The organism is Flavobacterium frigidarium DSM 17623 (assembly GCF_000425505.1).
GTDB lineage: Bacteria > Bacteroidota > Bacteroidia > Flavobacteriales > Flavobacteriaceae > Flavobacterium > Flavobacterium frigidarium.
In genome coordinates this window covers 230,106-243,020 of record NZ_AUDO01000007.1, presented here as the reverse complement: position 1 = coordinate 243,020, position 12,915 = coordinate 230,106, and the positions used below count along the sequence as shown (strand labels likewise).

General features: G+C 33.2%; 16 protein-coding genes. 7 read left to right on the top strand and 9 right to left on the bottom strand.

Going from position 1 to position 12,915, the window contains the following annotated elements:
- The first annotated feature begins 346 nt into the window (after positions 1–346).
- From H603_RS17605 to H603_RS0104865, 7 genes are all read left to right on the top strand, one after another.
- Positions 347–727, top strand: coding sequence for a DoxX family protein (locus tag H603_RS17605; RefSeq protein ID WP_211223767.1), 381 nt, complete (start codon positions 347–349; stop codon positions 725–727).
- A gap of 9 nt (positions 728–736) precedes the next feature.
- Complete coding sequence (locus tag H603_RS17600; RefSeq protein WP_026707524.1) at positions 737–1,324, top strand: TetR/AcrR family transcriptional regulator; 588 nt, start codon at positions 737–739, stop codon at positions 1,322–1,324.
- Between the two features lie 80 nt (positions 1,325–1,404).
- A complete protein-coding gene (locus tag H603_RS0104890) occupies positions 1,405–2,037 on the top strand; it encodes a nitroreductase family protein (protein ID WP_026707523.1) in 633 nt (210 codons plus the stop codon).
- A gap of 223 nt (positions 2,038–2,260) precedes the next feature.
- Positions 2,261–3,256: an NADP-dependent oxidoreductase gene (locus H603_RS0104885; protein WP_026707522.1), complete on the top strand. Its 996-nt coding sequence runs from the start codon at positions 2,261–2,263 to the stop codon at positions 3,254–3,256.
- 206 nt (positions 3,257–3,462) lie between these two features.
- The gene (locus H603_RS16515) at positions 3,463–4,026 is read left to right on the top strand and encodes a C40 family peptidase (protein ID WP_051219181.1); all 564 of its coding nucleotides are present in this window, start codon (positions 3,463–3,465) and stop codon (positions 4,024–4,026) included.
- 132 nt (positions 4,027–4,158) lie between these two features.
- Positions 4,159–4,611: a hypothetical protein gene (locus H603_RS0104870; protein ID WP_026707520.1), complete on the top strand. Its 453-nt coding sequence runs from the start codon at positions 4,159–4,161 to the stop codon at positions 4,609–4,611.
- Between the two features lie 139 nt (positions 4,612–4,750).
- On the top strand, positions 4,751–5,308 hold the full coding sequence (locus tag H603_RS0104865) for a DUF4494 domain-containing protein (protein WP_026707519.1): 558 nt from the start codon (positions 4,751–4,753) through the stop codon (positions 5,306–5,308).
- Positions 5,309–5,372: 64 nt separating this feature from the next.
- Here H603_RS0104865 and H603_RS0104860 read toward each other — a convergent pair whose 3' ends face one another.
- The 9 genes from H603_RS0104860 to trpB form a co-directional block, all read right to left on the bottom strand.
- Entirely contained in the window at positions 5,373–6,287 is a 915-nt protein-coding gene (locus H603_RS0104860) for a neutral zinc metallopeptidase (RefSeq protein ID WP_026707518.1), read from the bottom strand.
- A 374-nt stretch (positions 6,288–6,661) separates the two neighbouring features.
- A complete protein-coding gene (locus H603_RS0104855; RefSeq protein ID WP_026707517.1) occupies positions 6,662–7,276 on the bottom strand; it encodes a YbhB/YbcL family Raf kinase inhibitor-like protein in 615 nt (204 codons plus the stop codon).
- 522 nt (positions 7,277–7,798) lie between these two features.
- Positions 7,799–8,224: an META domain-containing protein gene (locus H603_RS0104840; protein ID WP_026707516.1), complete on the bottom strand. Its 426-nt coding sequence runs from the start codon at positions 8,222–8,224 to the stop codon at positions 7,799–7,801.
- A 103-nt stretch (positions 8,225–8,327) separates the two neighbouring features.
- Positions 8,328–9,125 carry a DUF3108 domain-containing protein gene (locus H603_RS16510; protein ID WP_051219179.1) on the bottom strand — a complete coding sequence of 266 codons (798 nt, stop codon included), beginning with the start codon at positions 9,123–9,125 and terminating at the stop codon, positions 8,328–8,330.
- 15 nt (positions 9,126–9,140) lie between these two features.
- Positions 9,141–9,392 (bottom strand): hypothetical protein, encoded by a 252-nt coding sequence (locus H603_RS0104830; protein ID WP_026707515.1) that lies wholly within the window; start codon positions 9,390–9,392, stop codon positions 9,141–9,143.
- Positions 9,393–9,628: 236 nt separating this feature from the next.
- Entirely contained in the window at positions 9,629–10,093 is a 465-nt protein-coding gene (locus tag H603_RS0104825) for a hypothetical protein (protein ID WP_026707514.1), read from the bottom strand.
- A 299-nt stretch (positions 10,094–10,392) separates the two neighbouring features.
- Positions 10,393–11,154, bottom strand: a complete 762-nt coding sequence (gene trpA / locus H603_RS0104820; protein ID WP_026707513.1) for a tryptophan synthase subunit alpha — start codon at positions 11,152–11,154, stop codon at positions 10,393–10,395.
- 44 nt (positions 11,155–11,198) lie between these two features.
- Positions 11,199–11,519, bottom strand: coding sequence for a gamma-glutamylcyclotransferase family protein (locus H603_RS0104815; protein WP_026707512.1), 321 nt, complete (start codon positions 11,517–11,519; stop codon positions 11,199–11,201).
- Positions 11,520–11,729: 210 nt separating this feature from the next.
- Complete coding sequence (gene trpB / locus H603_RS0104810) at positions 11,730–12,911, bottom strand: tryptophan synthase subunit beta (protein ID WP_026707511.1); 1,182 nt, start codon at positions 12,909–12,911, stop codon at positions 11,730–11,732.
- Between the last annotated feature and the right edge of the window lie 4 nt (positions 12,912–12,915).

Below are 12,915 nucleotides of genomic sequence, written 5' to 3'. Positions count from 1 at the left end.
AAATTAAACAACTGTTTAAATTAAACGGTTGTTTAATTTAAAATTAACACAATATTAACTTATGTTTTTTATTCTTAGCCTTTTATTTTATGATTTGAACAACTTTATTAATCGATTACGATTTTTATATCTGCAATTATTAATCTTTATTTGAATAGTAAACTGATAGTGGTACCAGCAGTAATCACTGGCTTTAAGAGTGTATTGTACTAATTACATTGGGTATTTATTTAAAATTGGGAACTTGTACCATATTGGCAAGTCATCATTAATGGTTAACAAACGTTAAATTTATGAACGTTCATTCTTTTTTATTGTATTTTTGTCTCTTAAAAATAGAAAGGAAATGGGTAAAGCGCAATTGTTTTGGACGGTTATAAGATATCTGATGGCTACATTTATGGTGTACGGAGGCGTGCAACATTTTGTAAATACAGATTTCTATAATCCGTTTGTTCCAAATTTTTTACCATTTAAATCTGCTATCATTTACGTTTCAGGAATTATCGAAATAGCGATAGGAGTATTATTGGTAATAAAAAATACGGCAGGATTGGGTTCGCTATTGCTATTACTACTTATGCTGGTTTTTTTACCCATTCATATTTGGGATGTTTTTTCTAATACACCAGCGATAGGAAGTCATGAAGCTGCTTTAATACGATTACCAATTCAGTTGCTATTTATTGCTATAAGTTGGAAACTAAAAAATGTTTTTTATAAATAAATACATGACATGGCACTACTGCAAAAAAGTATAGAAAAACGAGAGGCACTGCTAAGAGCGACACTGAGTTTAGTAATTAACGGTGGCATTCAAGGAGCATCTATGGCTAAGGTTGCAAAAATAGCTTCGGTATCTCCAGCCACGATATACTTGTATTTTGAGAGTAAGCAAGATTTAGTAAACCAACTCTACCTCAATGTCAAGACGGCTTTTGCTAATGCTGCATTCGAAAATCACACTCCTGAGGAAGGTGTATACATCACTTTCAAGAAAATATGGTTTGCAATGGCTGCTTATAAGCTGAAATATAAAGAAGAAGCTTCGTTTTTATCACAATGTGATAATAGTCCTATGATTGATGAAGCTACTAGGCAAGAAGGTTTAAGAGCACTTGATCCCTTATTTGACTTATGGGTGATGGGACAAAAACAAGCTATACTCAAAGATTTTTCACCATACTTACTGTATGCTTACGGTATTTATCCTATGGCCTTTTTAATGAATATGGAGAGTAGAGGAATCAACCCTTTAAATGATGATGTCTTAGAGGAAGCTTTTCAAGCAGCTTGGGATAGTATTAGTGTAAGCAAATCATAATTGAAACGAATTATTTTAATTTTCGAAAATAAATAGTACAAGTCAAATACACAAATAAATAAATTAATATAAATATACACATGGAAGCATTATTAGATAGATTAAACTGGCGTTATGCTGCAAAGGCAATGAACGGAGAGAAAGTAGCTCAAGAAAAAGTAGACCGTATTCTAGAGGCTGCAATCCTAGCGCCTACGTCAAGCGGATTACAACCGTTTGAAATTTTTGTGGTAACAAATCAAGAAGTAAAAGAGCAAATTAGACCTATAGCTTGGAATCAATCAATGATTACAGACTGTTCGCATTTATTAGTTTTTGCTGCTTGGGATACGTACACAGCCGAGCGTATTAACACCATGTTTGACCTTACAAACGAGAAAAGAGGATTTACAAATGAAGGATGGGAAAACTACCGACAAATGTTGTTAAGCACTTACCCTCAAAAAGACGAAGAGGAAAATTTTCAGCATGCTGCTAGACAAGCTTACATTGCATTTTCTATGGCAATAGCGCAAGCTGCTTTTGAAGAAGTTGATGCAACACCTATCGAAGGTTTTGACCCAGATGAGTTAGACAAAATCTTAAACTTAAGAGAGAAAGGTTTAAGAAGTTGTGTTGTTTTACCATTAGGTTATAGAGATGCACCAAAGGATTGGCTTGTTAATTTAGTTAAAGTGAGAAAAAGCAAAGAAGATCTTGTTACTGTGATTTAATTTTATTTTAAGTACAGTTCAAACTGCTGTTTAATAAATTGTTAAGTGTTTCTATAGAGACAGTCAACTATTTGTTGGGCGGCAGTTTTTTCATTTTATGATAGCACAATAGTTTGTTAAAGTGCTGTAATCTAATCTATTGTTTTCTATGGTTTTTGTAATTTAAGGCTTTCAAATAGTCATTAGTAGTAGTACTATTAATATTAATTTAAAAAGAGAGAACATGAGTCATACTATTTTATTAAATAAAAGACCGGTAGGTCGTCCACAATTATCAGATTTTAAAACAATTACTGAAGATAAACCTGTCATCAATTCGGGCGAAATTTTATTAAAAACTAGCTATATATCGGTAGATCCTTATTTAAGAGGTCGCATGAGCGATGCTAAATCTTATGCAGAACCTTTTGAACTAAACGAGGCTATGGTTTCTGGAATAATTGCAGAAATAGTAGAATCAAAGAACGAGAAATACAAGGTGGGTCAATTTGTTTCGGGAATGTTAGCCTGGAAGGAATTCCAAAAAAGTTCAGGTGAAGGACTGCGCGTCGTTGATACTTCAGAAGTAGGAGAATCAGTATATCTAGGAGCATTAGGAATGACAGGTATGACCGCTTTTCTTGGATTGACAGAAATAGGAAAACCTAAAAAAGGAGAAACGATTATTGTCTCTGGAGCTGCAGGTGCAGTAGGAAGTATCGTGGGACAAATAGGAAAAATATTAGGCTGTAGAGTAGTGGGAATAGCGGGTTCAGATGAAAAGGTGAACATGCTTAAATCTCAATTTGGTTTTGATGAAGGGATTAATTACAATACTACAGAAAATATGGCAGAGGCAATAAAAAAGGCTTGCCCCGATGGAGTAGATGTATATTTTGACAATGTAGGGGGTGAGATTTCTGATGCTGTTTTATATAGTATCAATCGTTTTGCTCGAATGATTATTTGTGGTGCGATATCATCTTACAATGAAACAGAAACGGTAAAAGGCTTGAGCGTACAACCATTCTTAGTAAAAAATAGTGCCTTAATGCAAGGTTTTATTTTAGGCAACTATGCTGAAAAATTCCCAGAAGCAACTTCTCAATTATTAGAGTGGTTTAAAGACAGAAAAATTAAATCAGAAGAAACAGTGGTGGAAGGATTTGAAAATATTCCACAAGCGTTCATCGATCTTTTTGATGGAAAAAATAAAGGAAAAATGGTTGTTAAAGCATAACGATACACCTATTCCAATTAAAGACATAGAAGTGCTTCAATTTATTTTGAGGCACTTTTTTTTTGGCTTAAAGCCAAAGCAACAAAAATTAAAAACCTATGATTATGTGTTTTTGATATATTTAGTTATTTTTGCGAACCAATGTCCTCAAAATGAGGCGGTATTTCTTTTAAGTTCCATATAACAATATTAACTTCAATTATTTTATGATAGCATCAAACTCCTCTTTTTTCAAATCAGTTATAGTATCAGGTGTTACACTATTTTTACTAAGTAGTTTCACTGATTCCAGAAAAGTAAAGATTGAGAATACAGGCTTACCAAAAAATAATATTGAAACCGTTCTTACTATAAATCATAGTGCAGACCCTATCGAAGAGGACTTGCGCACTGCGCTTTTAAATTTTGGAAAAAGTCTTTTAGGGACAAGATATATTTACGGCGGTACTAGTAAAAAAGGATTTGACTGTTCTGGCTTCGTATATTTTGTTTATAAAAATTTTAATATTAACGTTCCTAGAAGTACATCCCAGTTCAAAAATTTTGGAAAAGAAATCGCTATTGACGAAGTAAAAAAAGGTGATATTTTGCTTTTTTTAAGTCCGACTCGCAATGTGATTGGGCATATAGGTATTGTTTCAAATGCAGACGGAATGCAAAGTAAATTTATCCATTCGTCATCGGGAAAGCAAATGCAAGTAATGATTTCTAACTTAAGTCATAAGTCATACACACGACGTTTTGTTAAAGCAATTCGTGTGTTGCAGTAAACTCTCTTTTGCACAAGCATGAAAAAGGTTTAGAAAAGACTTCTATTATTATTTATCCTGGCTTTCTCGCTATTGTAAGTGTTTTTGTAGAAAAAATAGTATATCTTACTATTTCTATAAATAACTGATAACATGAAAAATAAACTAGATAAAAATTGGATAATAGCGGCTTGTGTCGAAAATCAAAATGAGCTAATTGATAACTTTAAAAATCGGGAAGCTGAGATAAATGAAGCTGCTTTTACAAAAAATGCTTCAGCAAGTCAAACCGAAGATCGTAGCGCTAGCAAATACGAATTACTTAAGGCTATTGGCGACGAACTAGCATTTGCTCAAAAGGAACTCACATTTTTAGAAACTATCGATGGAAATTTACAAAATGATAGTGTAGAGTTGGGAGCTGTAGTAGTTACTGATAAGCTTACTTTTTTTATTGCAATTTCTAGCGATAAAATGGAGAAGGATGGAGCTACCATCGTTGGGATTTCGACAAGAGCGCCAATCTATGAAAAAATGCGAGAATTAAAAATAGGAGACGCTTTTCAATTTAATGAAACGAATTACGTAATTGAAGATCTATATTAGTTTGTAGTGCTATTCCTTGTCTCATAATTAGTTGTAGCTGCTTTCAATTCATTTGTTCAAAATTGTGAATATCTATTTTTATTATTGTCGCTTTTTTTTCCTTTAAAATCTATCTTTGACATCCTTAAAAAATAATATTATGAGCACAACTTGGTACGAATGCAAAGTAAAATATAGAAAAACAGATGACACTGGAGTACAAAAGGTTACAACAGAGCCTTACTTAGTAGATGCGCTATCATATACAGAAGCAGAAAGCAGGATCAATGAAGAAATGTCGGCATACATTAGTGAAGAATTCAAAATTACCAACATTAAGGTAGCTAATTATTCAGAAATTCATCCTTTTGAAAATAGCGATCGCTGGTTTAAATCAAAAGTTTCTTTACTTGCTTATGATGAAGAAAGTGGTAAAGAAAGAAAAACAAATATGTATATTCTTTTACAAGCTAATGATGTCAAAGAGGCTTTTGACAATACAACAGCTGTTATGAAAGGTACGATGGGAGATTATAGTATTCCTGCTATTACAGAGTCTCCAATTATGGATGTATTTCCTTACTTCTCAGGCGAAGAAGGAGATTTAGAAAAAATTGAACGCTTTAATGTTTTAAAAGCTTCAAAACCTGAAGTGATTGCTGAAGGCGAAGACCACATGGAATTTGCTGAGGTTGAAGAAGAAGAGCAAGCCGTTTAAAATCATTAACTACTACATATATAAAAGAGGACTATATAGTCCTCTTTTTTTTATTATAAACTGATTAGTTTCCTAAATTGATAAACTCTTCAGCTGATATTTCTCCAGACTGAATTTTACGTAATTCACTCATTTTAGATTTGATGAAAGCATCAATTTTTGGATCGATTCTTTCAGGAGTTGTAGTACGGTAACTTCCAGACAGTACATTATCATAGTAGTAGAAAAAGTTATAATCAAAGTCACTAGCTGATAGGTCATAATTCCCTAGGTACCAACCTAAACGTGCCGCTGATCTTCTTTGAGGAGGAGTACCGTGGTGTCCCGCACTCGTAGTATTGTTGTCTCCAATTGCGTAAGCAAATTCAAATCCAGGACCTGCTTGCTCCCACGTAGCATTATAACCTGTTGGTTTTCTCATATAGTATCCAGCAAAACCGTCAGCTTCTAGTTCGTTTGGTCTAGCAGTGCTTTCTTTCTTAGAAGGCAAATTATAAGTGTATTGTAACTGGTGACCAAATTCATGTGCAAGAATCATAGCTGGCACAATTTGTCCCTTTGCTAAAGCCGCAACGTAAATTGCTTCTCCAAAATAAATTTTCTTGGGATTCGAATACGAAATGGCATTGTAAGTTGAGTTTACATTTGAGTTGTCGTGTACCATTTTAAGGGTCACAGCAGCTTGTCCAAATACGTTTGCGATTTTAGTGTTTTGAGCATAAATAAAGTTTGTTTGCGTAGTGTTGATCATGGTGGTGTTCAAGTAGGCTGTAGAACTCCAGTTACCATCAACATAGCTACATTGTGCTGTAAAGTCGTTGAAGATTAGATCATCTCCACTCAATGCAAATCCTTCAGAAACTGCTAGTCCAGATTCGTCCATTTGTGCTTCATCATTGCTAGAACAACTAGCTAATAGTGCCAAAGAGGCCACTGTGCAGAACATGGTGTTGTACCTGCTAAATTTTAATTTTTTCATTCTAAATAATTTGGGTTTGTTAAAAAGTAAATGTATAAAATATTGTGATATTCTTAACAAATCAAAAAATTTACTGCGATTATTTACTTAAATTTAAAAATTGGTTATTAATTATATAATTGAGGTAAAGACGTTTATTTAATGTACTATCAGGATCTTAGATAAAAAATTCTATAATTAAGGATTCGATTCATAAAATCGAAATTTTAACAAAGTTTCTTGTATTTTTAATATTAACTTTGTGTAAATTATAGGTTAATTCTTGTTAAATAATTTAGATTACGTCGTTAATCTATATAAAATGTTTTTAAACGATAAAACAACCAAGAAGGATTTATATTTTTTTAATAGTTCACCTCAAATGACTATTCCACTTATTCATGAGAAGCTGTAAACGTTAGAGTCGTTCGATCAATTAATTTAGTTTCACTAATCGCTTTCATGAATAGCCCATAATTTACTTTTACAGAACTTGATTTTGGTAATGATTTTATATTTTCTCCTAAAGCAAAAAGAGCAATAGTATATTCATGCTTTCCCGGACCTTGAGAACATGGAGAAGTATACGATACGGTATTTCCATCTTTATTTGCTCCCATCGCCCAGCTAGGATTATTGGCCATCTTGTACGGAATTTGTGAAATGGATGGATCTATATTCCATAACAATAAATAGGAGTTGACCTCTAATTTGTCATCCTTTTTCGGGTAGTGGTACATTACAACGGCTAATGATTTTGTGCCAGAAGGAACATTTGTCCATGATAACGGAATCGAATTTTCAACACCATTTATTTTTTCCTCACACTGGTATTTGGCTAATAATTGGCCATTTACAACAGCTTCACTTGTAATTTTGAAATTAGTATTTATTGTCTTGAAATTATCAAATTTTTGATAAATAGGCTGTTTATTATTTTGACAAGAAGTATTTAAAATGACAACTATTACCACTAAGATTAACAGTAAATAAGATTTATATTTTTGCATTGAAGTCTGAATATTATGAATGATAAATGGAATACTATTTTACAAAATAAATATTTTGCTTATTTGGTTAAAGATACAATTATGTCAAATGATATAAAAAGTAATTAGACGATTAGGGATATTTACGCTACAAGCTATCATATTTTATAGATAGGGGTGATTCTTCCACACGTCTACTTTGCTGTCTAACAAATTCATAGATTGCAATGGCATAAATAAAGTATAATAGTTGTTTTTTAAGGAGCAGAACAATTTGATTTTTTAATTAATGTAAGGTCCTGCTGTTCGTTATATTCCTCATTAAGTAAAACTACGGCAAAAGTGCCTTGTTTTTCTAAATGACGAGATGCCACTGCCATCAGGGCTATTAACAATGTTTTGTTCTTAAAAGATCAAAAAAAAACGCAAAGTCATGTAACTTCGCGTTTTTTTAATGAGTGTGATAGCAAAGGGTAATACGCAATATAGTGCATGCTAAAGATCATTGAGATTCTTTGTGCATAAATAGTATCGCTAAAGTATTTAATTTATTTTTATAAAGCGCATCATTGGAACATCATCGATCATTAAGTTCAATTTGCCATCTGCGTCTATTTTGTAATGATTCACCTTTTTTATTGTGTTTACAAAGAATTTTTCTCCCTCCCCACAATACATCATCGTTGTTGGTCCTTGTTCTCCAAAGCTGATCGTATTGACTCCCAACTCATACGGCGCATTATAGCCATTACAACTGGTAGTACCTTCAACTTTTTTAGTTTCTAAATTAAATGTGATTTGAGGCTTTTTATCAGGAAATAATCCATTGAAGGCAATTCGGGGTCCTGATAAAAATTCTAATTCCCATGTGCTACCATAAATTGCATCGGTGGTATTCTTTTGAGTAGAAGAACAAGAACTAAAGATAATTGTCAATGTTAGGAATGATAATAATTTAATTGATTTCATGGTTACAGTTTTAATTTTATAAAAATAGTTTTCAAGGGGTAGCAATAGATGGTATACTCAACGCTTTTTGCTGCTAGTGGTATTTCAAAATCGATACCAACGATTACTGTTTACTTTTATATTGGTAAAATTCTTTTGCATCTCTTAAAATTGGTCCATCTATTATTTGATCAAGATTCATCTCTATTTTTATTCCGGTAAATAGAGTGTACTCTAATTTCACAAAACCATATTTCTCCGAAAAATAAATGATTAATTCTGAGGAACCTATTGCTGAGGTCGCAGTCGCTCGCACCTTTACACAATCTATTTTACCCAATTTTGTCACTACATTTTCTCTAGCAATAATTTCATACTCGTAATTTAAAAGCAGTCTGTTTTCCCATTCTCCCCATTTTTTATTTGACCAATGACTGCCAATGCTCATACTATCTCTCCATTTATATCCTATGGCTTTGCCTAATTTAATATAAGAATACGGACAAGTTTCTAATGATTGAAAAAAGCCCATTCTAGTAGGATGTAGCCATACATTTTGCTCGTTTTCAGAAATACCAGTTGTAGAAATTGAGTTGGAATGTGGCTCCAAACTGTATAGTATTTGCGTTTGATTTTTATTGACTCTTTTAAATATTTTTGGTTTGAGCACCGTCATATAAATTTCAGATAGCGGGAATGAATCACTATTTTTAGTGAGCTCAAAAATATTGGTGTCGTTATTTTTTAAATAGACAATTGTGTCGTTCTCTACGATTTTGAAAGTATAGATAAATTCTTTTCCTAATTTATAAATCAAATTATTTTTATCGATGTTTGATTTCTCAAAGTGAACACCATCATATTGTTGTGCAAAACAACTAATCGATGCCAATACAAATAATGTTAGTAATTTTCTTTTCATAATTAGATATAGTGCCTATAAACTGCGTTCTTTCATGGTTAGTTCGATCTCTTTTAGCCTTTTGCTTTTTGGGCTATTAATCAGTTTATAAATAAAATATAACGGAATTAAAGTAAATAATCCCCAAGTGTTTTTTGCGAAACTATAAAATATAATTCCCATTAAAAATCCTATGAATATGCTATTTTGAATGGAAAATGATTTTAATTTTTTAGCTTCTTCTTTTAGTTCGGCATCACTTAAATTAGGAATATCAGTATTGGTCATTTGTTGTGTTTTGGTGTTTGGTTTATTCTAGTGAAGTTGAACTTAAAACAATGCATGTTAAATCTAGCTCGCTTTAGTCTCTAAGAAAATTAAGGTGTATTATAACTTGATTAAAAGGTGCTAATCTGTAAAAATGAATTGATCTGTGGATCACCTTACTTTTTATTGTCCTATAAACTAGCAGACTTTCAATTTTCCAAGCCAAATCTATTGAATTAAAGTCAGTAGTGTTTCAATTAATACTTAATTGCTAAGCCAAGTTGTTTATTATTTTCTAATGTTTTTTTATCTAAAGACCTCCCGACAGCTGCGCCTAGAGCTAAACCAATGGGTAGTCCAAGTCCCAATAGTCCCATATTTCCTAATGCATAGCCAAATGCCACTCCTACCGGCAGACCAATACCAGTCATTCCTATAATCGTACCTAATGTTATATAGTATTGCTGTGGTACAATTTTAGACTCTTTTTGAATACATTTAAGTATTTGAATCTGACTTGTCTTGATAAATTTAGCAAAATCACTTCCTTCTAGAGTAGAGGCATTGATAGCGTTAATATTTTCATTAATTGTAATAATCTCTTTGTCTGACAACTGTTTCTTCCGCAATTCTGATAATAATTTTTCAAATTGATCATACATTTTACCAGCTCTTGTTTCCTTGGGTAGGTTTTGCCTGCTTTTTAAAGTCGTAATATTCATTGTTTTGGTTATTGGTTAATTGTATGGTTTATCTGTATTTAAATTTGGTTGAAATTCTCTAATAGCATTACATTTACTTGCGGTCACATAGATTCATCATCATTGCAAATTACAATACAGTGTGTGTGCATCTATTAAAATTTAATTTGTAGTTAATTTCTGTATTCAAATATATAGTATTTTTTGTTTCAATTTATACCCCTAATTGCTAATAAAGGGGAATTCTTTGACAATGAGATATAAAAAAACGGCACTTAAATTAATTAAGTGCCGTTGTACTTTATAAAATAACTAAATCGCTATCTAATTGCTTTAGCAAAATCAGCAATCTTTCCAGTACCATTTTCAGTAAGATGCTGAATAAATGCGCTACCAATAATTGCACCTTTTGCAAATTTCGTTGCTTGATTAAAAGTTTCCGCATTATTGATTCCGAAACCAATTACTTGTGGGTTTTTCAAATTCATGCTGGCAATACGCTTGAAATAATCTTCTTGCGTGCTTCCAAAACCAGATTGAGATCCAGTCACACTTGCCGAACTCACCATATAGATAAACCCATCAGAAACACTATCAATAAAGTGAATGCGCTCATCAGATGTTTGTGGTGTTATCAAGAATACATTTATCAAACCATATTTTTCGAAAATAGCTTTGTATTCATCAGCGTAAACATCAACAGGAAGATCCGGAATAATTAATCCATCAACACCTACCTCTTGGCATTTTTTACAGAAATTTTCGATTCCGTATTGTAGCATGGGATTAAAATAACCCATTATCACTAAGGGGATAGAAACTGTTTTTCTAACCTCTTTTAATTGATCGAATAACACTTGTGTAGTCATTCCGTTATGCAGCGCTTGGGTAGAACTTGCTTGAATTGTAGGACCATCAGCAAGAGGATCGCTAAACGGCAAACCAATTTCGATCATGTCTACACCATTTTTTTCCAGGTCTTGCATAATTTGAACCGTATCATTCAAACTAGGGTATCCGGCAGAGAAATAAACAGAGAATATCTTTTTATCTTCTTGCAGTTTTTGTTTTATTCTATTCATTGCTATACTAATTAACAGATGCCTGATCTGTGTACTATAATTTTTTACGTTTTGGCACTAAATGCCCATGCTACTTCATTTGATTGTAAACGAACTTCAATTCTCTTATACTGTTTTCCTTCGTAAGTATCTGCGAGTTCTAACTCATGAACTGAAAGATCATAAACCATCCCTTCGATAATATCATTTGTGTTTTCAGTAGGAGCGATAATAGGATAGGTTTCCATACCAAATTCCTCTTCGATCTTGATTTCTTTTACTTCATATCCTCTCAATGTTTCAGAAGTTCCTTCTAAAAATCTTCCAAAAACAGTTTCCTGAACTTCTTTTTCTTTTAACGATCCGTAAGCAAATAATTTTTCCATCTTTTCTTTTTTGAAATTATTCTATGAAAAATATATTTTCATATTTTTTATCGCGTTAGGGATAGCAGCGATATCGCCCAATTTAGAATACAAGGTCCTTAGACCGTTAGTATTCTTATTGGGAATTTAGCGAATAGCCCGACCTTTTTTTTCTGATTTTTATCAGAGGAAAAAAGGGAACGCCCAAATGTAAAATTAGTGAAAAGTTGCCTACAATTTGAAATAATCAATGTAAGTACTCAAATCTTTATCGCCACGTCCAGATAAATTGATTACCACAATATCGTCTTCTTTGAATTTCATTTCGTCTAAAACGGCAAAAGCATGTGCACTCTCTATTGCTGGAATCAAACCTTCTAATTTTGACAATTTTAATCCCCAATCCATTGCTTGAACATCTGTAATCGAAATAAATTGTGCACGTTTTGAAGCAAATAAATGTGCGTGTATAGGACCCACACCTGGATAGTCTAGTCCAGCTGAGATTGAGTATGGTTCAGTAATTTGTCCGTCATTAGTTTGCATCAATAGCGTTTTACTTCCGTGAATAACACCTACTTTCCCCAGAGCTGAAGTTGCGGCGCTTTCGCCAGAATGTACTCCTAATCCTGCCGCTTCTACAGCAATTATATTTACGTCTTCTTCATCTAAGAAGTGATAGTAAGCACCAGCTGCATTAGAACCACCACCTACACAAGCAATCACGTAATCAGGATTTTCACGTCCTTCTTTTTCAAGTAATTGTGACTTTATTTCCTTTGAAATAACCGATTGAAAACGTGCCACCATATCAGGATATGGATGTGGTCCCACTACAGAACCAATAATATAATAGGTATCTACCGGGTTGTTAATCCAGTCACGAATGGCCTCGTTTGTAGCATCTTTCAAAGTTTTTGAACCCGAAAGAGCAGGACGTACCTCAGCGCCTAGCATTTTCATACGAGCCACATTTGGCGCTTGACGCTTGATGTCAATTTCTCCCATGTATACGATACATTCCATCCCCATCAAGGCACATACGGTAGCCGTCGCCACACCGTGTTGTCCCGCTCCAGTTTCAGCGATGATGCGCTTTTTACCCAGTCTCTTGGCTAATAAGATTTGGCCAATAGTGTTGTTAACCTTGTGCGCACCCGTATGACACAGATCTTCTCTTTTTAAATACACTTTAGTATTGTACATCGCAGACAAACGCTCTGCAAAATACAATGGAGTAGGGCGACCTACATAATCTTTAAGTAACGCATCAAATTCAGCTTGAAATTCTGGTTCGGCTGTAATTTTTAAATAATTTTGACGCAATTCCTCTACATTTGGATATAACATTTCAGGAATGTAGGCACCTCCAAATTCGCCATAATAGCCTTTTTCGTTTACGTTGTATGACATCTTT